The sequence below is a fragment of the Actinophytocola sediminis genome, assembly GCF_054779715.1.
On the sequence record NZ_BAAGXS010000011.1, the window covers coordinates 159,492 to 183,285 of the forward strand.

Below are 23,794 nucleotides of genomic sequence, written 5' to 3' on the forward strand. Positions count from 1 at the left end.
GTTGACGGGCTACTGCGAAAGCACTAACGTTCCCGGCGTGCCCCAGCAGACCAGTCTCGTACTTCCCACGCGCGTTCGACGCTGAGGAAGCCAGGCTGCGTCGAACGCGCGACCCTCGTACGACCTGATCGGTCGGCGGGGGTTTTTTCATGCGTGAGAGTCTGAACCAGCGAGTCTGCGACAACACCGACACACCAGAGGCAGAAGCCGATGACCAGTGCGACACAGCGGCCCACTCCGGTCGCCGCGACCCCGGGGCCGGTGCGGTCCCCAGGTGCCAGACCAAAGCCAGCGCCGCCGACGGGCACGCCCGTCCGGGTAACCGGCGCCCAGTCGCTCGTCCGGTCGCTCGAGGCGGTAGGCGTCGAGGTCGTCTTCGGTATCCCGGGCGGCACCATCCTGCCCGCCTACGACCCACTGCTCGACTCCACCAAGGTCCGCCACGTCCTGGTCCGCCACGAGCAGGGCGCCGGCCACGCGGCCACCGGCTACGCGCAGGCCACCGGCAAGGTCGGCGTCTGCATGGCGACCTCCGGCCCCGGCGCGACCAACCTGGTCACGCCGCTGGCCGACGCCAACATGGACTCGGTGCCGGTGGTCGCGATCACCGGTCAGCAGACCCGCGCGCTGATCGGCACCGACGCCTTCCAGGAAGCCGACATCTGCGGCATCACGCTGCCGATCACCAAGCACAACTTCCTGGTCACCGATGCCGTCGACATCCCGAGGACGATCGCCGAGGCCTTCCACCTCGCGGCCACCGGCCGGCCGGGCCCGGTGCTCGTGGACATCCCGAAGGACGTGCTGCAGGAGGCCACCTCGTTCTCCTGGCCGCCGGAGCTGCGCCTGCCCGGCTACAAGCCGACCACCCGGCCACACGGCAAGCAGGTCCGCGAGGCGGCCAAGCTGATCGTGAACGCCCGCCGGCCGGTGCTCTACGTCGGCGGCGGCGTGCTCAAGGCGGCGGCCTCCGACGAGCTGCGGGTGCTGGCGGAGCTGACCGGCATCCCCGTGGTCACCACGCTGATGGCCCGCGGCGCGTTCCCCGACTCCCACCCCCAGCACTGCGGCATGCCGGGCATGCACGGCTCGGTGGCCGCGGTCGCCGCGATGCAGAAGTCCGACCTGCTGATCGCGCTGGGTGCCCGGTTCGACGACCGGGTGACCGGCCAGCTGTCCTCCTTCGCCCAGGACGCGCAGGTGGTGCACGCCGACATCGACCCGGCCGAGATCTCCAAGAACCGGCGCGCGGACGTGCCGATCGTCGGTGACTGCAAGGAGATCATCAACGAGCTGATCGCCGCGGTGCGCGCCGAGTACACCGCCGGCAACCAGCAGACCGAACTGGCGCCGTGGTGGTCCCAGCTCGACGACCTGCGCGAACGGTTCCCGCTCGGCTACGAGTGGCCGGGCGACGGCGCGCTGTCCCCGCAGTACGTGATCGAGCGGATCGGCAAGATCGCCGGCCCGGACGCGATCTACACCGCGGGCGTCGGCCAGCACCAGATGTGGGCCGCCCAGTTCGTCTCCTACGAGAAGCCGGCAACCTGGATCAACTCCGGCGGCCTCGGCACGATGGGCTTCGCGGTGCCCGCCGCGATGGGCGCCAAGTTCGGCCACCCGGACAAGGTGGTGTGGGCGATCGACGGCGACGGCTGCTTCCAGATGACCAACCAGGAGCTGGCCACCTGTGCGATCGAGGGCGCGCCGATCAAGGTCGCGGTGATCAACAACGGCAACCTCGGCATGGTCCGGCAGTGGCAGAACCTCTTCTACTCCGAGCGCTACTCACAGACCGATCTTGGCACCCACAAGCATCGGATCCCGGACTTCACCCTGCTCGCGGAGGCGCTCGGCTGCGCGGGGCTACGCTGTGAGTCCAAAGAGGACGTCGACCGGGTGATCAACCGGGCGATGGAGATCAACGACCGACCGGTCGTGATCGACTTCGTGGTCGGCAAGGACGCGCAGGTGTGGCCCATGGTCGCGGCCGGCACCGGCAACGACGAGATCATGGCCGCGCACGGCATCCGGCCACTGTTCGACGAGGACTGAAACAGATGAGCACCCACACCCTCTCGGTTCTTGTCGAGGACAAGCCCGGTGTCCTGGCCAGGGTCGCCGGCCTGTTCTCCCGCAGGGGCTTCAACATCGAGTCCCTCGCCGTCGGCCCGACCGAACATGCCGACGTGTCCAGGATGACGATCGTGGTCGCGGTCGACGAGCTACCGCTCGAACAGGTGACCAAGCAGCTCAACAAGCTCGTGAACGTCATCAAGATCGTGGAGTTGGACCCGGGGGTCTCGGTCCAGCGGGAACTGCTGCTGGTGAAGGTCCGGGCCGACGCGACCGTGCGGACCCAGGTACTGGAGACCGTGCAGTTGTTCCGCGCCAAGGTGGTCGACGTGTCGCCGGAGGCGGTGACCGTGGAGGCCACCGGCACCGTGGACAAGCTGGAGGCGTTGCTGCGGATGCTGGAGCCCTACGGCGTGCGCGAGAGCGTGCAGTCCGGCATGGTCGCCATCGGCCGCGGCCCACGCTCCATCACCGCGACGGGCGTGCGGTAGCCGGACCGCCCCCCGGTTTTGAGAGTCTTAGTTCACAGGGAAGGAAGTTATGGCAGTCGAGATCTTCTATGACGACGATGCGGACCTCTCGATCATCCAGGGCCGCAAAGTCGCGGTGATCGGCTACGGCAGCCAGGGGCACGCGCACGCGCTCTCGCTGCGCGACTCCGGTGTGGACGTTCGGATCGGACTGCTCGAGACGTCGAAGTCGCGTGCCAAGGCCGAGGAGGAGGGGCTGACCGTCGGCACGCCGGCTGAGGTCTCCGCCTGGGCCGACGTGATCATGGTGTTGGCGCCGGACACGACGCAGCGCAAGATCTACGCCGAGGACATCGCGCCGAACCTCAACGACGGCGACGCGCTGTTCTTCGGGCACGGCTTCAACATCCGTTACGGCCTGATCACCCCACCGTCCAATGTGGACGTAGCGATGGTCGCACCGAAGGGCCCCGGCCACCTGGTACGCCGCCAGTTCGTCGACGGCAAGGGCGTGCCCTGCCTGATCGCGGTGGAGCAGGACCCGACCGGCGGCGGGCAGGCGCTCGCGCTGTCCTACGCCAAGGGCATCGGCGGCTCCCGGGCCGGCGTGATCAAGACGACCTTCAAGGAGGAGACCGAGACCGATCTCTTCGGCGAGCAGGTCGTGCTCTGTGGCGGCACCACCGCGTTGGTACAGGCGGGCTTCGAGACGCTGGTGAACGCCGGCTACACGCCCGAGGTCGCCTACTTCGAGTGCCTGCACGAGCTGAAGCTGATCGTCGACCTGATGTACGAGGGCGGCATCGCGCGGATGCGCTACTCGATCTCCGACACCGCGGAGTACGGCGATGTCACCCGCGGTCCCCGGGTGATCACCGACTCGGTGCGCGCGGAGATGGGCAAGATTCTCGCGGAGATCCAGAACGGCGACTTCGCCAAGGAATGGATCGCCGAGGACGACGCCGACCGGCCGAACTTCGGCAAGCTGGTGGCAGCCGGCGAACAGCACCCGATCGAGGAGGTCGGCCGCAAGCTGCGCGGCCTGATGTCCTGGGTCGACCGGCCGATCACCGAGACGGCCTGAGCCGACACTCCCCGGCGTCGGCACGTCGTTTCGCACCGACTCGACGCCGGGGAGTAGGTTTGTCGCTGTGAGTGATGAGGGGACTCGGGCCAGCGCGCCCATCTACGACGACAAGGCCCACGTCCGCGGCAAGCTGGACCTGACCAACGCGGAATGGCAGCGGGCCGCCGAGCCGGACGCCGACCCCGACGGCGAGTACGTCGAGATCGCGTTCGTGCCGCACAGCGACGGCAAGACCTATATCGCCATGCGTAACTCGAAACACACCGGTCCGGAGGACACCGTGCTGGTGTTCACCGAATCCGAGTGGGACGCCTTCGTGGAAGGCGCCAAGGCGGGCGAGTTCGACGAGCCCTGGTAATTCCCGGGCCCATTGTCGGTTCGCTCACCACATGGTTGAACGGTTCAGCTGACCTCCTAGACTCGGCGCCGGTGCGACGTTACAGCGCTGTAACCGCGCCTCCAACAACCGGCAATCCCATGGAGTTCGCGCCGTGACCCAGTCAACCCGCCCCGTTGTTCTGATCGCCGAGAAGCTCGCCCCGTCGACGGTGTCCGTGTTCGGTGACGAGGCCGAGGTACGCCACGTCGACGGCACCGACCGCGGCGCTCTGCTGTCCGCCGTCGCGGACGCGGACGCACTGTTGGTGCGCTCGGCCACGAAGGTCGACGCCGAGGTGTTCGCCGCGACCAACCGACTCAAGGTCGTCGCGCGGGCGGGGGTCGGCCTGGACAACGTCGAGGTGCCCGCGGCCACCGCGCGCGGCGTGCTCGTGGTCAACGCGCCGACGTCCAACATCGTCTCCGCGGCCGAGCACGCGGTCGCCCTGCTGCTCTCCCTCGCGCGCCGGGTGCCCGCGGCCGACGCCAGCCTGCGCGCAGGCGAGTGGAAGCGCAGTGCCTTCTCCGGGGTGGAGATCCAGGGCAAGACCGTCGGGGTCGTCGGCCTCGGCAAGATCGGTCAGCTCTTCGCCCAGCGCCTCGCCGGGTTCGGCACCGAGCTGATCGCCTATGACCCGTACGTGTCCGCCGCCCGCGCCGCGCAGCTCGGTATCGAACTGGTCGAACTGGACGAACTGCTCACCCGGGCCGACATCATCTCCATTCACCTGCCGAAAACCCCGGAGACCAAGGGTCTGATCGGCGCCGAGCAACTCGCCAGGGTCAAGGAGGGTGTGCTGATCGTCAACGCCGCCCGCGGTGGCCTGATCGACGAGGACGCGTTGGCCGACGCGTTGCGTGCCGGCCGGGTCGGCGGTGCCGGTGTGGACGTGTTCGTCACCGAGCCGACCACCTCCAGCCCGCTGTTCGAACTGCCCAACGTGGTCGTCACCCCGCACCTCGGCGCGTCGACCGCCGAGGCGCAGGACCGCGCCGGCACCGACGTCGCCCGGTCGGTGCTCGCCGCGCTGCGCGGCGACTTCGTGCCCGACGCGGTGAACGTGGCCGGCGGCTCGGTCGGCGAGGAGGTGCGGCCTTACCTGCCGCTCACCCAGAAACTCGGCGCCGTGCTCTCCGCGCTCAGCTCGACGCCGCCGACCTCGATCAATGTCGAGGTTCGCGGCGAACTGTCCACTGAGGACGTTCAGGTGCTGCCGCTCGCCGCGATGCGCGGGGTGTTCACCGGCGTGGTCGCCGATCCGGTCACGTTCGTCAACGCGCCAAGGCTGGCCGAGGAGCTCGGCGTGGAGGTGACGCTGCAGAAGGAGTCGGAGAGCGCCAACTACCGCAGCCTGGTCACCCTGCGCGCCGGCTACCCGGACGGCACGATCCTGAGCGTCTCCGGCACGCTGACCGGTCTCAACCAGATCGAGAAGATCGTCGAGGTGAACCAGCGCGGTTTCGACCTGCGGGCCGAGGGCGTGCTGCTGTTGCTCGAGTACTCCGACCGTCCCGGTGTCATGGGCTCCGTCGGCACCCTGCTCGGTGGCGCCGGGATCAACGTCGAGGCGGCCCAGATCAGCCAGCTGACCGACGGCGAGGACGCGGTGATGTTGCTGCGCATCGACCGGCCGGTCGACCAGTCGGTGCTCGAGTCGATCGGCACCGGGGTGCGCGCGACGTTCATCCGAGCGGTCGACTTCGGCTGACGACACCACCTAGTCGGGTGGCCAGCAACCGTGTTCGGCCACTATCCCGGTAACCTTCGCCTGAACTACTGAGCCCGTTATTCCCGGAGGTGTGCATGCGGCTCGCGGTGATCCCCGGTGACGGGATCGGGCCTGAAGTGATCGCCGAGGCGCTCAAGGTGCTCAATGAGGTGGTACCGGACGTCGAGATCACGAAATACGACCTCGGCGCCACCCGGTGGCATTCGACCGGGGAGCTGCTGCCCGAGTCGGTGCTCGGAGAACTGCGCCATCACGACGCGATTCTGCTCGGCGCGGTCGGTGACCCGTCGGTGCCGAGCGGCATTCTCGAGCGCGGTCTGCTGCTGCGGCTGCGGTTCGAGCTCGACCACCACGTCAACCTGCGCCCGGCAAGGCTTTACCCGGGGGTGGCCAGCCCGCTGGCCAACCCCGGTGAGATCGACATGCTGGTGATCCGTGAGGGCACCGAGGGCCTGTACGCGGGCAACGGTGGCCTGCTGCGCAAGGACACCCCGCACGAGATCGCCACGGAGGTCAGCGTCAACACCTCCTACGGCGTGGAGCGCGTCGTGCGGGACGCGTTCGCGCGGGCGGTGACCCGCTCGCGCAAGCACCTCACGTTGGTGCACAAGACCAACGTGCTCACCCACGCCGGCTCGTTGTGGTCGCGCGTGGTGGAGGAGGTGTCGTTGCAGCATCCCGATGTGACGGTGGCCTACCAGCACATCGACGCGGCGACCATCCACATGGTGACCGACCCCGGCCGCTTCGACGTGATCGTCACCGACAACCTGTTCGGCGACATCCTCACCGACCTGGTGGCCGCGGTGACCGGCGGCATCGGGCTGGCGGCGAGCGGCAACATCGACATCACCCGGCGTAACCCGTCGATGTTCGAGCCGGTGCACGGCAGTGCGCCGGACATCGCGGGGCAGGGTGTCGCGGACCCGACGGCCGCGGTGCTGTCGGTCGCGTTGCTGCTCGACCATCTCGGCGAGCACGAGGCGGCACGGCGGATCGAGGCGTCGGTGGCGTTCGATCTGGCCACAAGGGACCATCCGTCGCCGGGCAGCACCTTCGCCATCGGTGACCGGCTGGCGGCCCTGGTGTCGTCCAACAATCCCACTACCGGCGTCGAGATCTGAACCAGGACGCCGACTTACCGCGGGCACCAGGGAGACTCTCCCCGGTGCCCGCGGTCGTTTTCGGCCAGGGTCGGTTCCCGGTATGTGGGAGCCGGTGCCCGGGGGCTGGTACCGGCGCGCGGCGGTGTGGCAGTATGCCTCCCGTGACCAATGCTGTTGTCATCATTATCGACGGGCGCGCCGGGTAGCCGAGCTACACACCCGACGCGCTGACCTCTCGCATTCCGCGGGAGGTTTTTTTGTTGCCCTGCCAAGCCATGAAGGGATCAGTCGTGACTCGCACGACCCCCGCCGAGACCCCGCTCGGCGATTCGTTCCACGTGTTCGACACGACCTTGCGGGACGGCGCGCAGCGGGAGGGCATTACCTATTCGTTGGCCGACAAGCTGGCCGTCGCGCGGTTGCTCGACGAGGTCGGCGTCGGCTTCATCGAGGGTGGCTGGCCGGGCGCGCTGCCGACCGACACCGAGTTCTTCGCCCGCGCCGCCGCCGGTGAACTGCCGCTGCGCCACGCCGCGCTGGTCGCCTTCGGCGCCACCCGCAGGCCCAACACCAGGGTCGAGGACGACCAGCAGGTCCGGGCGCTGCTGGACGCGCGGGCGCCGGTGGTCACCCTGGTCGCCAAGTCCGATGTGCGCCACATCGAGCGCGCGCTGCGCACCGATGTCACCGAGGCGTGCGCGATGGTGCGTGACACCGTCGCCTTCCTGGTCGGCGAGGGCCGGCGGGTGTTCCTGGACGCCGAGCACTTCTTCGACGGGTTCGCCCACGATCCCGACTGCGCGCTGCGGGTGCTGGCCGCCGCCATGGAGTCCGGCGCGGATCTGGTCGTGCTCTGCGACACCAACGGCGGCCAACTCCCGTTGCGGCTGGCCGACACCGTCGGCGAGGTGGTCGCGCGCACCGGCTACCGCGTCGGCATCCACTGCCAGGACGACACCGGCTGCGCGGTGGCCAACTCGGTCGCCGCGGTGCAGGCGGGGGCGACCCATGTGCAGTGCACCGCCAACGGTTACGGCGAGCGCGCCGGCAACGCGGACCTGTTCGCGGTCGTCGGCAACCTGGTCACCAAGCTCGGCATGCCGGTGATACCCACCGCGAGCGTGCCCGAGCTGTCCAGGATCTCGCGGGCCATGGCCGAGATCGCCAACCTCGCACCCGACACCCACCAGGCCTATGTCGGGTCGTCGGCCTTCGCTCACAAGGCGGGGCTGCACGCGAGCGCGATCAAGGTGGATCCGTTGTTGTACAACCACATCGATCCCGAGGTGGTCGGCAACGACATGCGGGTCCTGGTCACCGAGATGGCCGGCCGGGCCAGCCTGGAGCTCAAAGGACGTGAGCTCGGGGTCGACCTGGCCGGCCAGCCGGCGGTGCTGACCAGCGCGGTACGCAAGGTCAAGGAGCTCGAGTCCCGCGGCTGGTCGTTCGAGGCGGCGGACGCCTCGCTGGAACTGTTGCTGCGCAAGGAACTCGCCGATACCGGTGAGTCCGATGTGGACAGTGCGCCGTTCGCTCTTGAGTCCTACCGGGTGATCCTCGACCACCGCCTCGACGGCGTGATCGTCTCCGAGGCGACGGTCAAGGTGCACGTCGCCGGCACCAGGGTGATCGCCACCGCGGAGGGCAACGGGCCGGTACACGCGCTGGACGCCGCACTGCGCCAGGCGTTGGGCCCGTACCTGCCGTGGTTGGCCGAGATCGCGCTGACCGACTACAAGGTGCGCATTCTCGCCGACCAGCCGGGAACCGACGCGGTGACCAGGGTGCTGGTCGAGTCGACCGACCGGGAACACGAGTGGACCACGGTCGGCGTGCACGGCAACATCGTCGAGGCCAGCTGGCTGGCGCTGTGCGATGCGTTGGCGCACAAGGCGTTGCGCGTGCGCGCCGCGCAACCGGTCAGCCGGTGAGCAGGCGCAGCCCTTCCGCGTTCAGGATCGGGTTGATCGGCGCGAACCAGCTCGTGCCGGCGGTGGTGCAGAAGCTGGACTCACTGGCCGGCACGCCCTGGGCCTGGTCGCGGGTGACGTAGGCGACCGCCTCGGCGGAGGCGCACAGGTCGGTCCTGGTCAGCCCCTTGATCGGGCCGACCGGGTCGTCCGTGGCGACCACCGTGCCGCACGGGAAGGCGATCGGGCGGTCGACCAGGCACACCGGGTCGCCGACCGGGGTCTCCTGGGAGCCGGCGATGACGATCTGGCCGAGGCCGGTGGCGATCCACGGCACGAGTTCCCAGTCGACGGTGTTGGTGACCAGCACGATCGCGTAGGCCGGGTGCTCGGCGACCACGGTGCCGACGAGCACGATGGCCCCGGTCGAGTTGACGGCGTAGAGCTGGTCGGCCGGCAGGGTCGCGCAGGACGCCTCGGTGACCAGGTGGCCGACGCCCCGCGCGTCCACGGCGGCGAACGCGGCGGTGCACTGCCCACCGGCGCCGAACGGGTAGGCCAGGACGGTGCCGCCGCCGAGCGGTTCGGCGGCGGCCTTGGCGTAACCGGTGGCCGGCAGGCTGAGGAGCGCGGTGAGGACCAGGACGACGATGGCCAGGATTCTTCGCATGAGATTTTCTCCCCGATAAGTGGAAATGTTCGGTTCGCCTTGACACAAGCAGGTGGTGTTCGGGTTTGCCTAGCCGGCAACCGGGCGAAGCCGGGCCGGTCAGTACGCTGCCGGCGTGCGAATCGCTCGAGTTGCCTCACCCAAGGGAGTCGCGTTCGGCGCCGTCCACGGCGACGGCGAGGATCTGACCGTGGCGGAGATCGCCAACGATCCGAATACGACACCGTGGACCGATCCGACGTTCACCGGCACCACCTGGCCGCTGGCCGACGTCCGGCTGCTGACCCCGTTCCTGCCACCGAAGATCGTCTGCGTCGGCCGCAACTACGCCGAGCACGCGGCCGAGTTCGGCAATGAGGTCCCCTCGGCGCCGATCATGTTCCTCAAGCCGAACACCGCGGTCATCGGCCAGGGCGCGGAGATCAAGCTGCCGGCCGACTCGACCAGGGTCGACTTCGAGGCCGAGCTCGCGGTGGTCATCGGCGCCGGCGGCCGGGACATCCCGGCGGAGCGGGCGCTGTCCTCGGTGCTCGGCTACACGATCGCCAACGACGTCACCGCCCGCGACCAGCAACAGGCCGACGGCCAGTGGACCCGCGCCAAGGGCCATGACACGTTCTGCCCGCTCGGCCCGTGGATCGAGACCAGGTTCGACCCGGCGGACGTCGCGATCCGCACCGAGCTCGACGGCGAGCTGTGCCAGGACTCCCGCACGTCGCTGATGAACCACGACGTGGCGGAGCTGATCGAGTACATCTCGGCGGTGATGACCCTGCGCCCGCTGGACGTCATCCTCACCGGCACCCCGGCCGGGGTCGGCCCGATGACCCCCGGCCAGACGGTGTCCATCACCATCGAGGGCCTTGGCACCCTGACCAACCCGGTCGGCCGCCGCTGAAGGGACCCTTCGCCGCGGTCAGCCGGGGATCACGCAGGTGGGGGTGCCGGTGGCGACGGTGCGCCGAGGGCCGCCGGCCAGGGGGAACGAGACGATCGCGTCGCCCTTCTGGGCCGCGGTGTGGCAGACGCCGTCGACCACGGTGAAGTGGCGCGGGAAGGCGCCGCACGGGTGGTCGGCCACCGCGGTCGGGGCCGGCGTGGTCAGGTCGAACTCGGTCACCCGGTCCGGGCCGCGGTTGGACAGGTACAGCCGGTCGCCGACGACCTGCGCGTGCGCGACGTGGTTCTGGCCCGCGTACGGCTCGGCCGTCGCCGGGGTGGTCGCGATCGGGGTGAACACCCCGGTCGGCTCCTCGCGCACGGTCACCAGGGTGGCGGCCAGCTCGCCAGGGACGTAGGCCAGGGTCGTCCCCTGCCGGCGGACCAGCTGGCGCGGGCCGGTGCCGGCGGGCAGCGCGGAGACGGCCAGCGTCGACAGCGTGCCGTCCTCGGCCAGCAGGTAGCCGCGGATCTCGTCGGTGCCCAGGTCGACGGCCGACACCAGTGTGCCCCGTTCGGTGGCCACCGGGACGACCATGTGCACGTGCGCGGTGTCCTGCCGGCCGGCGACCGGGCCGCTGCCGGTGTGCTGGACCAGCGCCGTGCGGCCGGTGATCCGCCCGTCCCGGTGCAGGCTGAAGACCGCGAGGCTGCCGCTGGAGTAGTTGGCGCACAACAGGAAGCGCCCGTCCGGGGTGACCGCGAGGTGGCACGGGTCCGCGCCGCCGGACGGCACCGTCTCCAGGGCGACGAGATCGGGCAGGCCGACGGTGGTGATCGCGCCGTCCGCCGACTCGTTCGCCGCGTACAGCACCGGGGCACTGGGGTGTCTGGTCAGCCAGGACGGCGAGGTCATCGCCAGCTCGGCGACCGGGGTGAGCGTGCCGGACGGGTCCTGGCGCAGCGCGGTGATCCCGGTCCCGTTGCCGCCGCTGGCGGCGGTGTAGCTGCCGACGTAGAGCATGACTCACCCTAGCGGGGGACCGCGTCATGGTCGCAGACTCGATCGGCGGACCGTTCGCCGGGCAACGGAATCGCGCCCGTTGATCATGTGCAGAATGGCGGTATGGACGAGTTGGTCGGGGAGTGGTCGTCGAAGGCGGCCGGGCTGTACCAGAGCACGTTCGAGGACGAGTCCTTCAGCTTCCTGGCTGGCGGGGACGGGTGGTACCAGTTCAGCCGGCCGGACTACGCCGACATCGCGTACTTCGGGTGGCGCCGGGTCGACCGGCCGGACCTGATCGAGCTGACCTGGCAGGCGGCCAGGGAGATCTTCGGCGGCGTGGTGACCGAGCAGCGGCCCGACCAGGAGCCGACGCGCCTCCGGTACCGGGTCGGGGACGAGAACACGCCGTTGGCGGGGCGTAAGACGCTGCTGCGGGTGGACCGGGCGGTCGGCCTGGCGCGGGAGTTCGGTCTCGTCTCCCGCACGCCGGTGCCGATGGCGGGCGGTGACGTGAAATGACCTACCGGCCGAGCGGGTCGGCTGCCGACCAGCGCCGCATCCGCGAGTGGCACGACGCGGCCTACGACTCCGTGCGGTCGTTGGCCGAGCTGACGATGGACTACCTCGGGCGGAGCTTCGTCGTGCCCCCGGGGGTGTTCCCGCCGGCACCGGTGTCGCGACTGCTCGGCGAGGCCGTGCTCGCCGACGTGCTGGCGGGCGACCGGGTGCTCGACATGGGCACCGGCAGCGGTGTGAACGCGATCCTGGCCGCGTCCCGCGCGACCGACATCCTCGGCGTGGACATCAACCCGGCCGCGATCACGGCCGCGGTCGCCAACGCCGAGCGCAACGGGGTGGCCGACCGGATCAGCTTCCGGGAGAGCGACGTCTTCTCGGCCGTGGACGGCCGGTTCGACCTGATCGTGTTCGATCCGCCGTTCCGCTGGTTCGCGCCTCGTGACCTGCTCGAGGCGAGCATGACCGACGAGAACTACGCGGCGCTGACCCGGTTCCTCACCGAGGCGGGCGATTACCTCACGCCGACGGGTCGGATCCTGATGTTCTTCGGCACCTCGGGTGATCTCGATTACCTCTACCGAGTGGCCGACGAGAACGGTTTCACCAGAACGGTGCTGTCCAGCTACGACCTGGTCCGCGAGGACCAGACGGTGACCTATCACGCGTTCCGGTTAGGCCGTGCGCTCGGGTAAGGGCACCGGGATCGCGGGTAAGCCGTCGATGCTGGCGACGTTGTGCGGCTTGCGCGCGCAGTACGCGGCGAACTCCGCTTCGGACCTGCGGCCGAAGTGCTCGGCGTGCTGGGTGCGCTCCTCGCGGTAGTCCAGGAACGGCACCGCGAACCCACAGCTGTCGCTGACCATGGTCGCGTTGACCAGCACGATCGCCCGCACTCCCGGCCCGTCGACCGCCGCGAACCTCGGGATCAGCTCGGGCCAGCGCGGGTCGTCGCGGAAGATCGGCTCGGCCTGGCCGTGGATCCGCAGCACCTTCGGCGGCCCGGTGAACGCGCACCACATCAACGCGATCCGGCCGTTCTCCCGCAGGTGGGCGACGGTCTCGGCGTGCGAGCCACCGAAGTCGAGGTAGGCCAGGGTCAGCTCGTCGAGCACGACGAGCGTGCCGGCGCGGCCCTTGGGCGACAGGTTGACATGGCCGTCCTCGGCCAGCGGCGCGGACGCCACGAAGAAGACCGGTTGCTTCTCGATGAACGCCCGCAGCCGCGGCTCGATCCGTTCGTAGACCTTTCCCATACCGCCAACCTACCGACCTACTTCGGCCGGTAACCGGCCTTGCGGAGTGCGTCGGCCATCGCGCCGCCGCCGCCCGACGCGCCGCCCCGCTCGCGTTGGCCGCCGCCGCTACCGCCGCCCCGGCGCTGTTGCTGCTGGCCGCCGCGCTGGCCCCCGCCGCGTTGGCCGCCCCGCTGGCCGTCGCGCTGGCCGTCGCGCTGCTCCGGCTTGCCGCGACCGGTGGTGTCCTCCTCCAGCCGCAGCGTCAGCGAGATGCGCTTGCGCGGGATGTCGACCTCGAGCACCTTCGCCCGCACGATCTGGCCGGACTTGACCACCTCGTGCGGGTCCTTGACGAAGGTCCGCGACAGCTGCGACACGTGGGCCAGGCCGTCGCAGTGCACGCCGATGTCGATGAACGCGCCGAACGCGGCCACGTTGGTGACCACGCCCTCCAGCACCATGCCGACCTTGAGGTCGGCGAGCGTGTGCACCGCGTCGTTGAACGTGGCCGTCTTGAACGCCGGGCGCGGGTCGCGGCCGGGCTTGTCCAGCTCGGTGAGGATGTCGGTGACCGTCGGCAGCCCGAAGGTGTCGTCGACGAACTGCTGGGGCGACAGCGACTTCAACACCTTCGTGTTGCCGATCAGCTGGTCGAGCGCGTGGCCGGTGGAGGACACGATCCGGCGCACCACCGGGTAGGCCTCCGGGTGCACCGACGAGGCGTCCAGCGGGTCGTCGCCGCCGGGGATGCGCAGGAAGCCCGCGCACTGCTCGAACGCCTTGGGCCCGAGCTTGGACACGCTCTTGAGCGAACCCCGCGAGCGGAACGGCCCGTTGGCGTCGCGGTGGGCCACGATGTTGGCCGCCAGCGCCCCGCCGATGCCCGACACCCTGGTCAGCAGCGGCACCGACGCGGTGTTCAGGTCGACGCCGACGCCGTTCACACAGTCCTCGACCACCGCGTCGAGCGAGCGGGACAGCTTCACCTCGGAGATGTCGTGCTGGTACTGGCCGACGCCGATCGACTTGGGGTCGATCTTCACCAGCTCGGCCAGCGGGTCCTGCAGGCGCCGGGCGATCGACACCGCGCCGCGCAACGACACGTCGAGGTTGGGCAGCTCCTGGGAGGCGTAGGCCGAGGCCGAGTACACCGACGCGCCCGCCTCGGACACCATCACCTTGGTCAGCTTCAGCTCCGGCGCCTTGGCCAGCAGCTCGGCGGCGAGCTTGTCGGTCTCCCTGGACGCGGTGCCGTTGCCGATCGCGATCAGGTCGACCTGGTGCTGGGTGGCCAGGCGGTGCAGCGTGACCAACGACTCGTCCCAGCGCTTGGCCGGCGCGTGCGGGTAGATGGTGTCGGTGGCCACGACCTTGCCGGTGGCGTCGACGATGGCGACCTTGACCCCCGTGCGCAGGCCGGGGTCAAGGCCCATGGTGGCGCGGGTGCCGGCCGGGGCGGCGAGCAGCAGGTCGCGCAGGTTGGTGGCGAACACCCGGACCGCCTCGTCCTCGGCGGCCTGGCGCAGCCGGGTGCGCAGGTCGATCCCGAGGTGCACGAGGATGCGGGTGCGCCAGGCCCAGCGGACGGTGTCGCCCAGCCACTTGTCGGCCGGGCGGCCCCGGTCGTCGATGCCGAACCGGGAGGCGATGGCCACCTCGTAGGCCGACGGGCCGGGCGGCTGCTCGGCGTCCGGGTGGGGGTCGAGGGTCAGCTCGAGCATCTCCTCCTTCTCGCCGCGGAACATCGCGAGGATCCGGTGGGACGGGAGCTTGGCGAAGGGCTCGGAGAAGTCGAAGTAGTCGGCGAACTTGGTGCCGGCCTCCTGCTTGCCGTCGCGGACCTTGGCGACCAGCCTGCCCTGGTTCCACATGCGCTCGCGCAGCGTGCCGATCAGGTCGGCGTCCTCGCCGAAGCGCTCGACCAGGATCGCGCGGGCGCCGTCGAGCGCGGCCTGCACGTCGGCGACGCCCTTCTCGGCGTCGACGAACACCGCGGCCGCGGCCTGCGGGTCGGTGTCGGGGTCGCCGTGCAGGCCGTCGGCGAGGGGCTCGAGGCCCGCCTCGCGGGCGATCTGGGCCTTGGTGCGGCGCTTGGGCTTGTAGGGCAGGTAGATGTCCTCGAGGCGGGCTTTGGAGTCGGCGGCCATGATCTGGCCGGCGAGCGCGTCGTCGAGCTTGCCCTGGCTCCTGATCGACTCCAGGACGGCCGCGCGGCGCTCCTCGAGCTCACGCAGGTAGCGCAGCCGTTCTTCCAGCGTGCGGAGCTGGGCGTCGTCCAGCGCGCCGGTGACTTCCTTGCGGTACCTGGCGATGAACGGCACGGTCGAGCCGCCGTCGAGCAGGTCCACGGCCGAGCGCACCTGCCGCTCGGCGACGCCGATCTCCTCGGCGATGCGCAGGTACACGGACACGGGCGTAGTGGTGGCGGTCACGGAAGGCATTCTGCCGTTCGCCACCGACAGTTCCGGTCCGGGTGCGGCTACCCGCAAGTAGTGCCGACGGCGAGTTACTGTGGGTTATTGGGGTGGTCGGTCGAGTGGGGCTCAATTTCCGCTGAAGGTGGGTTGAGGTGCCGGTCACAGTTACTTGCAGTTAGTTACCTGGGTGCGATCATTGCAACTGTGAAACCAATCGCGCCCTCGGTCGAGTCGGTGACCGAGGACGTCGTCTGTTTCCTGGCGCTGCTGAAGAAGAGCGGCGAGGCGCACATATTGGGTGTCGCCGCCGATCTGGATCTGTCATTCTCCCAGCTGCGTGCCTTGTTCGTGCTCGCAGACTGCCAGCAGGAGCAGGAGCTGGCGATGCACGAGCTCGCCGAACGTCTCGCGTTGTCAATGGCGACCGCCGGTCGCGCCGTCCAGGCGCTGACCAGAGCCGAGATGGTCACGCGCAGGGAGGACGAGCACGACCGGCGAGTCAAGCGGGTTCGCCTGTCCGAGCAGGGCAGCGCGTTCGTGAACGGGTTGGTGCACGCGCACCGCGAGGCCGTGCGGGAGTGCGTCAGCCCGCTCGACGACCGGGAACGGGAGCGGCTGGCCGAGGCACTGGCGCCGATGCTCGCCAGAGGGTCCCAGCAGACAACCACAACCGCTCGTACACAAGGGGAGACAAGGCTTTGATGGAACCATTACCGCCGACACCCGCTGCTGGGGAGGCGGCCAACCCGGCGAACGAGAAGCTGGACCGGCGGATCCTGATGATCGGCTCGGTGGTCGTGCTCGGCGCGATCATGGCGATGCTCGACATCACCGTGGTCAACGTCGCACTCGACCGGCTGATCATCGAGTTCGACTCCACCCTCGACCAGATGCAGTGGATCGCCACGGGCTACACCCTGGCGCTCGCCACCGTGATCCCGTTGTCCGGCTGGGCCGCCGACCGGTTCGGCACCAAGCGGATCTACCTCATCGCGGTGTTCCTGTTCATGCTCGGCTCGGCCGCGGCGGGCACCGCGTGGTCGACCGAGTCGCTGATCCTGTTCCGCGTGCTGCAGGGCCTCGGCGGCGGCATGCTGATGCCGCTTGGCATGACGATCCTGACCAAGGCGGCCGGGCCGGAGCGGGTCGGCCGGGTGATGGCCGTGATCGGCGTGCCGATGCTGCTCGGCCCGATCGTCGGCCCGATCCTCGGCGGCTGGCTCGTGGACGACGTGTCGTGGCGCTGGATCTTCTTCATCAACGTGCCGATCGGCATCGTTTCGCTGGTGATGGGCGCCAGGATCCTGGAGCCGGACGAGCCGAAGCCGGCCGAGAAGCTGGACCTGCTCGGGCTGCTGCTGCTGTCTCCCGGTCTCGCGGCGCTGATCTACGGTCTCGCGCAGGTGCCGGCCAACGAGGGCTTCGGCAGCCCGGAGGTCTACCTGCCGGGAGTCGGCGGGCTGGTCCTGGTGGTGGCGTTCGTGCTGCACGCCCGGCGCACGCCGCACGCGCTGATCGACCTGAAGCTGTTCCGCGACCGGGGTTTCTCGGTGGCCACGCTGACCATGGTGTTGTTCGTGGTCGCGTTCTTCGGCGCCATGCTGCTGTTCCCGCTGTACTTCCAGCAGGTGCGGTTCGAGGGCGCGCTGAACGCGGGGCTGCTGCTGGCTCCGCAGGGCATCGCGGCGATGATCATGATGCCGCTGGCCGGCATGATCGTCGACCGGGGCGGCGCGGCCAGGATGGCGCAGCTGGGCATCGTGGTGATCGTCGGCTCGATGGTGGTGTTCACCCAGCTGGGGGCGGACACCTCCTACTGGGCGATCGGCGCGGCACTGTTCGTGCTCGGCATCGGCATGGGCATGTCGATGATGCCGATCATGTCGATCGCGCTGAAGACGTTGAAGCCCGACGATGTCGCCAGGGCGTCGACCAGCCTGAACATCATCCAGCAGGTGGCCGCGTCGATCGGCACGGCGATGCTGTCGGTGATCCTGTTCGACGAGATGAAGGGCCGGATCGCCGAGATCATGGCGCAGCTGCCGCCACCCCCGCCGGGTGCCGAGGTCCCCGAGATCACGTCCATGCAGGACGTGCCGGAGGCGATGCGCCCGCTGATCGCCCCGCCGATGGCCGACGCGTACGCGTCGACGTTCGTCTGGGCGCTGGTGCTGCTCGCGTTGTCCCTGCTGCCGGCGCTGTTCCTACCGCGCGGCAAGGGCACCCCGGCCACGGTGGCCGAGTCGGCGGCCGAGTCGACGGACCCGGTCCAGGACGAGGTCCGCGAGCCCGTCTCGGAAGGCGAACGAACCTAGCCCGAACCCGGCACCAGCTGTGATGCCCTGAATGAGGCATTGGCGACGTTCACCGTCCCGAATGAGGCATTCAGGGCAGGTGTCCCGGCGCCGGGAGTCCTGACTGGACTCCCGGCGCCGTACTCGTTCGGCGGTCAGCCGAGGTGGAGTGTCGCCACCTGGCCGCGGGCGCCGGACGCCCAGCAGGCGCCGTCGCGACCGCAGTCGACGCTGTCGAAGTTGCCATCGTCGAACTGCCGCCAGTGCCGCCCGCCGTCCAGGCTCAGGTCGCTGCCGGTCGGGCCGACCGCGATCAGCAGCGAGCCGGACAACGGGTGGTAGACGACTGCCGACCGGTAGCCGGCCGGGGAGTTCGCCGGCTCACGCCAGGTGCGTCCGCCGTCGCCGGACAGCGCCAGGTTGTCCTCGCCGCCGGTCGGGGCGGCGTAGTCACCGCCGATGGCGATGCCCTGGCGGGGGTTGCGGAACGCCACCGCGAACACGCCCGCGCTCTCCCCGCTGGCCAGCGGGGTGTCGCTCGCGGTCCAGGTGCGGCCGCGGTCGCCGGAGTGCAGCACCCGCGCGGTGGTCGAGCCGCCGGTGGCCAGCCAGGCGTCCTTGCGGCCGGTCACCGTGACGCACTGGCCGCTCGCGGAGAAGCCGTACTCACCGGTCAGCGCGTCGGGCATGCCGTCGCCGGGCAGCACCCGCCACGACCGGCCGCCGTCGGCGGTGGACAGCACGCGGAACTTGCCGTCCACCGGGTCGCCGACGGCCAGCCCGGCCTCGCGGTCGAAGAACGCGAGACAGTTGTAGAAGGCGGCCTCCTCGGCATTGCGGAAGGCCTCGGTCCAGGTCGCGCCGCCGTCGGTGGTCCGGTAGATCCGGGAGGACTCGCCGGGGCCGATCGACAGCGCGACGGCGGTGCGCGCGTCGAACGCCTCGATGTCGCGGAAGTCGAGCGTCGCGGTGTCCGGCGGCCCGACACTGGCCCACGTCCGCCCGCCGTCGACCGTGCGCAGTACGGTGCCGCGCGCGCCGCTGGCCCAGGCCACGTGCCGGTTGACCGCGGCGAGCCCACGCAGTTGCGCGTCGGTCCCGGTCGGGGTCGGCCGCCAGGACAGGCCGCCGCTCGCCCCGGCCGACCCGGCCGGCGCCACGATCATCGCGGTCAGGAACACCAGGACCACTGTCAGTGCGCGCTTCATGGATCGGCAACATAGCCGAGCAGGGTCAACCAAGGGAATGACCGCGCAAGTGGTCCTCCTGGACGACGCCGGCTGACCGGAAGTCACCCTACGGTGGCACACACTCGACATCGGGGAGGAACGAGTGAACGAGGTGGTTCGGCTCCGGCCGCCACGCAATCGGGTCGAGCGGCGCGCGGTCGGCTACTGGCTGACCAACGAGCTGGCGACGACCCTCATTCCGGCGATCGTGCTTGCGGTGCTGGCGATCATCATCACGCCGGCACGGCCGTGGCTGCTGCTGGCCATGGGCATCGTGCTGGCGATCGGGGTGCCCTACGCGGTCGTGGTGCCGTTCTGGCGGTACCGGGTGCACCGCTGGGAGGTCACCGAGGACGCGGTCTACACCAGGACCGGCTGGCTGTGGCAGGAGTGGCGGATCGCGCCGATGTCGCGGATCCAGACCGTGGACACCGCGCGCGGGCCGCTGGAGCAGCTGTTCCGGCTGGCCAGCGTCACGGTCACCACCGCGTCGGCCGCCGGGCCGCTCAAGATCCCCGGCCTGGACCACGAACTGGCCGCCGGCCTGGTCGAGCGGCTGACCGAGACCACCCAGGCCCATCGGGGGGACGCGACGTGACCGCCGAGACCGAGTCGGGCTGGCAGCGGCTGCACCCGCGCACGGTGGCGGTGTCCGCGCTGACCGTCGCCGGGGTGACCGCCGGCATCGGCGTCCCGATCGTGTTCGGCATCCTGCGCCGGGGCTCGCCAGCCGGCATCGTCCTGCTGATCGCGGCGGGCGCGGTGGTCGTGGTGACCGGGCTGGCCGCGCTGGCCGACTGGCTGCGCTGGCGGCACTCCAGCTACCGGGTCACCGAGGAGCGCGTCGAGCTGCGCTACGCGTGGGTGGTGCACACGCTGCGCTCGATTCCCCGCGACCGGGTGCGCACGGTCGACCTGATGGCCAACCCGCTGCTGCGCGCGTTCGGCCTGACCAAGGTCAAGATCGGCACCGGCCAACAGGTCACCGGACAGCGCAGCCACCTGGTGCTCGACCCGGTGAGCCGGGCGCGGGCCGAGGAGCTGCGCCGGGTGCTGCTCGACCACGCGCCGGTCGGGGCCACCACCAGCGAACCTGGCGCCGGCACGCCGCCCGCGCTGGCCACACTGGACTGGTCGTGGATCAGGTACGCGCCGATGTCGGTGACCACGCCGATCCTCGGCACGGCCGCGTTCGGCGCGATCATGCAGGTGGCCGACTGGGCGGGCATGGAGAGCTCGGTGATCAACATCGTCGGCGACCTGTTCGCCAACACCTCCATCCCGGTGCTGGTGCTCGCGCTGGTCGGCATCGGCATCGCGATCGGGTTCGTCGGCTCGCTCGGACTGTTCGTCGAGATGTGGTGGCGGTACCGGCTGACCAGGGAGAACGGCAACCTGCTCGTGCGCAGGGGGCTGTTCACCACCCGGTCGCTTTCGTTGGAGCAGCGGCGGTTGCGCGGGGTGGACGTGTTCGAGCCGCTTGGCGCCCGGCTGGTGGGCGCCGCCAGGGTCGACGTGGTGGCCACCGGTCTCAAGGCCGCCGAGCGCGAGCGCTCCGACCCGAAGACCCTGCTGCCGGCCGTGCCCATCGGGCTGGCGCGGCGGGTGGCGGTCGACGTGCTCCAGGCCGACCCGCTGTCCGCTGTGGACATCCGGCGACACCCGCCGGCCGCGCGCACCCGCCGGCTGTGGTGGGCGGGGTACACGGTGCTCGGCGTGGCCGGGGTGCTCGCGGTGCTCGGCCTGCTGCTCACCGCGGTGTTGCTGCACCTGGCGTGGATCTCGGTGCTCGTGCTGACCCCGGTCGCCATCGCGCTGGCCGTCGACGACTACCGCAACCTCGGCCACGGCCTGACCGACGAGTACCTGGTGACCAGGTACGGGGCCGGCAGCCGGCACACGGTCGCGTTGGTGCGCGGCGGGATCATCGGCTGGACCGTGCGCCGGTCGCCGTTCCAGCGGCGCGCCGGCCTGGTCACGATCGCCGCGACGACCGCGGCCAACAGCGGCCAGTACCTCGTGCGCGACATCGCCGAGCACGACGGGCTGCGGCTGGCCGAGGCGGCGGTCCCCGGCCTGCTCACGCCGTTCCTGGAGCCACGGCGGTGACCTGACCTCAGGACTGGCCGGACACCATGGCGTTGCTGCCGTCGCGCTCCATGTAGGTGGCGTTCGGCTCGGCGAAGCCGAACGACCGGTACAGCTCGTGGGCGTCCAGGGTGTGCAGCATCCACCGGAAGCGGGGCCCCGGCCCGTCCTCGATCATCGCGTGCACGAGCGCCTTGCCGACACCGTGCCCGCGCGCCTGCTCGACGACGAACACGTCCGCCAGGTAGGCCGAGGACTCCCCGTCGGAGAAGGCCCGCGCGAAGCCGATCATCCGGCCGTCGTCGGCGCGGTAGGCGGCGACCACCCGCCACGCGCCGGCCAGCTGCCGCTCGATCGTCGCCCGGTCGCGGAACCGGCCCCAGTAGGCCTCTGTGGACAGGAACTTCCACAGCACATCCCGGTCGACCCGTGCACGGTCGTCATCGACCTCGAAGTCGATCTGGTCGCTCATTCGGCCGAACCTACTGTCGCATATGTACAAGCGATGTCAGGCCGGCGAGCCTAGGGTTCGGTCCATGCGACTGCACGAGATGATGGCAAGCGTCGGCCGCGACGTGGTCGAACTCGCCAACGACGTCAAGCCCGACCAGCTCGGTCTGCCAACGCCGTGCCCGGACTGGGACGTGCGCGCGCTGGTGAACCACCTGATGTTCTGGACGGCGTTCCGCTCCGAGTCGGCCGCCAGCAAGCGGCCAGCGCCTGCCGACGACCCGATCACCGAACAGACCGACTTCACCGCCGACGGCGACTGGGCGGCCACCCTGGAGGCCCAGCTCGGCCGGGCAACCGCCGCCTGGGCCGAGCCGTCGGCCACCGAGGGGAACACCGGGCTGGCCGGCGGCTCGATGCCCGCGCCGGTCATCGGCATGATGCTGGTCGGCGAGCTGGTGGTGCACGGCTGGGACCTGGCGGCGGCCACCGGCCGGCACCTGCGGGTGGACGAGCGGATCGTCGCGGCCGTGCACGAGTCGACGGCTGCCATGGCCGAGCAGGGCCGCTCCTACGGCGTGTTCGGCGCCGAGATCCCGGTGCCCGCCGACGCCACCCCGCTGGACCGGGTACTCGGCCTCAGCGGCCGCGACCCCGCCTGGACGCCCTCCTAACCGCGCAACGCGTTCGGTAGCGGCGGCGGGCTGATCGCCCGTTCGCCGGCCAGCGCGCAGGCCACCCGCGTCCACTGTCCGATGTGGACCTCGCCGGCCAGGCAGGCCGGGTCGACGCCGTGCTCGCGCAGCAGCCGGCTGGCCAGCCGATGGGCCACCAGGTCGCCGAGTACGTGCCGCGCCGGCGCGTCCGGCCGCCGGTAGACCGCGCCGAGCAACGGCCACAGCACCGCGGCCGCCCGGTTGTCCACATCGGACCGCCGGCGGACGCGCAGGTGCGCGGCGTCCACCGAGGGCGCCGGACTGAAGCACCTGGCGGGGATCCGCCTGGTGAGCCGCAGGTCGAACCTGGCCGCCCACCACGCCTGCTCGAGATCGCGCGGCCTGGCCGAGGTCAGTCGCCTGGCCAGCCCCCACTCCACGACCAGCTCGGCGCTGGCCAGCCGCGCGGGCACCTGGCTGAGCAACCGGCGCAACAGCACCGTGGACACCGCGAACGGGATGCTCGCTACCACCGTGAAGTCCCGGCGCGGCAACCGAACCCGGCGCACGTCGGCGTGCACCACGAGCACCCGCGGCCGATCGGCGAACCGGCGGTGCAGCGTGCGCACAAAGCGCTGGTCGCGTTCCACCGCGAGCACTCTGGCGCCGGTGGTGGCCAGCGGCGCGGTGATGGTGCCCGGTCCGGCACCGAAGTCGATGACGAGATCGCGCGCGCCGAGACCGGCGTCGCGCACCAGCCGGTCGATGACCCGCTGGCTGGACAACAGGTGCACGCCGGAGGAATGCGGAATATCGCGAGAAGGCATGGGAAAGCTGCTCCAGGCACGAGGAGGTACACGAGGTGCGTGGAGACAGCGACAGCCGACCAGGGAAGGTCAGCGCGCGAGAAGCGGCATCAGGCCGTCGCTGTCAGCGACGGCGCAGCCTTAACGAAGCGGATCCCATACTGAGGACCGTAGGTGCCTTGGCAACCGAATTAGGCTGGCCGCATGCGGCAGGTGGACGTGCTCGTGGTCGGTGGCGGCATGGCGGGCGTCTCGGTGGCCTACGAGCTGGCGCGGCAGGTGACCGTGCTGCTCGCCGAGGCGGAACCGACCATGGCCGCACACACCACCGGCCGCTCGGCGGCCATCTACGCCCCCAGCTACGGCGGCCCGGTCGTGCGGGAGCTGACCGCGGCCAGCGGCGCCCGCTTCCACGCGCTGGAGTCCGAACTGGACACCCCGCCGCTGCTCACCCCGAGAGGCGTGCTGTGGGTGGCGACCGACGAGCACGCGGTGGCCCACCTCGCCGGCCACCCGGCCACCCCGATCGACCCCGAGCTGGCCAGGGCGCGTTGCCCGGTGCTGCGTGAGGTGCTGGCCGCGGCCCACGACACCGACGCCACCGACATCGACGTGCTCGCCCTGCACCAGGGCTATGTCCGCGGCCTGACGGCCCGCGGCGGCCGGATCGAGCGGGCGAGCCCGGTCACCGCCCTGCGCCGCGACGGCGCCGGCTGGCTGGTCACCGTCGGCACCGGCCAGGTGCGCGCCGGCGTGGTGGTCAACGCGGCCGGGGCCTGGGCCGACAC

At 70.6% G+C, this 23,794-nt stretch carries 23 protein-coding genes; 16 read left to right on the forward strand and 7 right to left on the reverse strand.

Translation table 11 applies throughout. The features are described from left to right. Positions 1-210 precede the first annotated feature (210 nt). The 7 genes from ACYVIP_RS07685 (at position 211) to cimA (ending at position 8,778) form a co-directional block, all read left to right on the forward strand. Positions 211-2,055: an acetolactate synthase large subunit gene (locus tag ACYVIP_RS07685; RefSeq protein WP_460393528.1), complete on the forward strand. Its 1,845-nt coding sequence runs from the start codon at positions 211-213 to the stop codon at positions 2,053-2,055. Positions 2,056-2,060: 5 nt separating this feature from the next. After that, positions 2,061-2,567, forward strand: a complete 507-nt coding sequence (gene ilvN / locus ACYVIP_RS07690; protein WP_460393530.1) for an acetolactate synthase small subunit — start codon at positions 2,061-2,063, stop codon at positions 2,565-2,567. 49 nt (positions 2,568-2,616) lie between these two features. Beyond that, entirely contained in the window at positions 2,617-3,630 is a 1,014-nt protein-coding gene (gene ilvC / locus ACYVIP_RS07695; protein ID WP_460393532.1) for a ketol-acid reductoisomerase, read from the forward strand. A gap of 67 nt (positions 3,631-3,697) precedes the next feature. Then, the gene (locus tag ACYVIP_RS07700) at positions 3,698-3,991 is read left to right on the forward strand and encodes a DUF397 domain-containing protein (protein ID WP_460393534.1); all 294 of its coding nucleotides are present in this window, start codon (positions 3,698-3,700) and stop codon (positions 3,989-3,991) included. 133 nt (positions 3,992-4,124) lie between these two features. Further along, positions 4,125-5,720 (forward strand): phosphoglycerate dehydrogenase, encoded by a 1,596-nt coding sequence (serA, locus tag ACYVIP_RS07705; RefSeq protein ID WP_460393536.1) that lies wholly within the window; start codon positions 4,125-4,127, stop codon positions 5,718-5,720. A 95-nt stretch (positions 5,721-5,815) separates the two neighbouring features. Next, positions 5,816-6,865, forward strand: a complete 1,050-nt coding sequence (locus tag ACYVIP_RS07710) for a 3-isopropylmalate dehydrogenase (protein WP_460393538.1) — start codon at positions 5,816-5,818, stop codon at positions 6,863-6,865. Positions 6,866-7,137: 272 nt separating this feature from the next. Beyond that, a complete protein-coding gene (gene cimA / locus ACYVIP_RS07715) occupies positions 7,138-8,778 on the forward strand; it encodes a citramalate synthase (protein WP_460393540.1) in 1,641 nt (546 codons plus the stop codon). Here the strand turns inward: cimA and ACYVIP_RS07720 are convergent. Next, positions 8,768-9,427 carry a S1 family peptidase gene (locus ACYVIP_RS07720; RefSeq protein ID WP_460393542.1) on the reverse strand — a complete coding sequence of 220 codons (660 nt, stop codon included), beginning with the start codon at positions 9,425-9,427 and terminating at the stop codon, positions 8,768-8,770. The genes cimA and ACYVIP_RS07720 overlap by 11 nt on opposite strands. Positions 9,428-9,542: 115 nt before the next feature. Between ACYVIP_RS07720 and ACYVIP_RS07725 the strand changes: the two genes are divergently transcribed. Continuing rightward, entirely contained in the window at positions 9,543-10,325 is a 783-nt protein-coding gene (locus tag ACYVIP_RS07725; protein ID WP_460393544.1) for a fumarylacetoacetate hydrolase family protein, read from the forward strand. 18 nt (positions 10,326-10,343) lie between these two features. Here ACYVIP_RS07725 and ACYVIP_RS07730 read toward each other — a convergent pair whose 3' ends face one another. Then, positions 10,344-11,330: a lactonase family protein gene (locus tag ACYVIP_RS07730; RefSeq protein WP_460393546.1), complete on the reverse strand. Its 987-nt coding sequence runs from the start codon at positions 11,328-11,330 to the stop codon at positions 10,344-10,346. A 102-nt stretch (positions 11,331-11,432) separates the two neighbouring features. Between ACYVIP_RS07730 and ACYVIP_RS07735 the strand changes: the two genes are divergently transcribed. Continuing rightward, positions 11,433-11,831 (forward strand): hypothetical protein, encoded by a 399-nt coding sequence (locus ACYVIP_RS07735; RefSeq protein WP_460393548.1) that lies wholly within the window; start codon positions 11,433-11,435, stop codon positions 11,829-11,831. After that, a complete protein-coding gene (locus tag ACYVIP_RS07740; protein WP_460393550.1) occupies positions 11,828-12,523 on the forward strand; it encodes a methyltransferase in 696 nt (231 codons plus the stop codon). The genes ACYVIP_RS07735 and ACYVIP_RS07740 overlap by 4 nt, the downstream gene beginning before the upstream one ends. Here the strand turns inward: ACYVIP_RS07740 and ACYVIP_RS07745 are convergent. Both ACYVIP_RS07745 and ACYVIP_RS07750 read right to left on the reverse strand, forming a co-directional pair. Next, entirely contained in the window at positions 12,503-13,084 is a 582-nt protein-coding gene (locus ACYVIP_RS07745; protein WP_460393552.1) for a pyridoxamine 5'-phosphate oxidase family protein, read from the reverse strand. The two genes, ACYVIP_RS07740 and ACYVIP_RS07745, sit on opposite strands and share 21 nt — an antisense overlap. Before the next feature lie 17 nt (positions 13,085-13,101). Next, positions 13,102-15,507 carry a Tex family protein gene (locus ACYVIP_RS07750; protein ID WP_460393554.1) on the reverse strand — a complete coding sequence of 802 codons (2,406 nt, stop codon included), beginning with the start codon at positions 15,505-15,507 and terminating at the stop codon, positions 13,102-13,104. Positions 15,508-15,687: 180 nt separating this feature from the next. Between ACYVIP_RS07750 and ACYVIP_RS07755 the strand changes: the two genes are divergently transcribed. Beyond that, positions 15,688-16,185, forward strand: coding sequence for a MarR family winged helix-turn-helix transcriptional regulator (locus ACYVIP_RS07755; protein ID WP_460393556.1), 498 nt, complete (start codon positions 15,688-15,690; stop codon positions 16,183-16,185). Further along, positions 16,185-17,798: a DHA2 family efflux MFS transporter permease subunit gene (locus ACYVIP_RS07760; protein ID WP_460393558.1), complete on the forward strand. Its 1,614-nt coding sequence runs from the start codon at positions 16,185-16,187 to the stop codon at positions 17,796-17,798. The genes ACYVIP_RS07755 and ACYVIP_RS07760 overlap by 1 nt, the downstream gene beginning before the upstream one ends. Before the next feature lie 134 nt (positions 17,799-17,932). Here the strand turns inward: ACYVIP_RS07760 and ACYVIP_RS07765 are convergent, their stop codons facing one another. Continuing rightward, positions 17,933-18,985 (reverse strand): WD40/YVTN/BNR-like repeat-containing protein, encoded by a 1,053-nt coding sequence (locus ACYVIP_RS07765; protein ID WP_460393560.1) that lies wholly within the window; start codon positions 18,983-18,985, stop codon positions 17,933-17,935. Positions 18,986-19,118: 133 nt separating this feature from the next. On the opposite strand from ACYVIP_RS07765, the gene ACYVIP_RS07770 reads away from it, so the two are divergent. Then, complete coding sequence (locus tag ACYVIP_RS07770; protein WP_460393586.1) at positions 19,119-19,604, forward strand: PH domain-containing protein; 486 nt, start codon at positions 19,119-19,121, stop codon at positions 19,602-19,604. Then, a complete protein-coding gene (locus ACYVIP_RS07775) occupies positions 19,601-21,115 on the forward strand; it encodes a PH domain-containing protein (protein ID WP_460393562.1) in 1,515 nt (504 codons plus the stop codon). The genes ACYVIP_RS07770 and ACYVIP_RS07775 overlap by 4 nt, the downstream gene beginning before the upstream one ends. A 7-nt stretch (positions 21,116-21,122) precedes the next feature. Here the strand turns inward: ACYVIP_RS07775 and ACYVIP_RS07780 are convergent, their stop codons facing one another. Further along, a complete protein-coding gene (locus ACYVIP_RS07780) occupies positions 21,123-21,566 on the reverse strand; it encodes a GNAT family N-acetyltransferase (RefSeq protein WP_460393564.1) in 444 nt (147 codons plus the stop codon). Between the two features lie 64 nt (positions 21,567-21,630). Here ACYVIP_RS07780 and ACYVIP_RS07785 point away from each other — a divergent pair, with 64 nt between their 5' ends. Further along, positions 21,631-22,218: a TIGR03086 family metal-binding protein gene (locus ACYVIP_RS07785; RefSeq protein ID WP_460393566.1), complete on the forward strand. Its 588-nt coding sequence runs from the start codon at positions 21,631-21,633 to the stop codon at positions 22,216-22,218. Here the strand turns inward: ACYVIP_RS07785 and ACYVIP_RS07790 are convergent. Next, positions 22,215-23,027 (reverse strand): rRNA adenine N(6)-methyltransferase family protein, encoded by an 813-nt coding sequence (locus ACYVIP_RS07790; RefSeq protein WP_460393568.1) that lies wholly within the window; start codon positions 23,025-23,027, stop codon positions 22,215-22,217. The two genes, ACYVIP_RS07785 and ACYVIP_RS07790, sit on opposite strands and share 4 nt — an antisense overlap. 183 nt (positions 23,028-23,210) lie before the next feature. Here ACYVIP_RS07790 and ACYVIP_RS07795 point away from each other — a divergent pair. Continuing rightward, positions 23,211-23,794, forward strand: a 584-nt coding sequence (locus tag ACYVIP_RS07795; RefSeq protein ID WP_460393570.1) for an NAD(P)/FAD-dependent oxidoreductase, incomplete at its 3' end; no start/stop codon positions are given.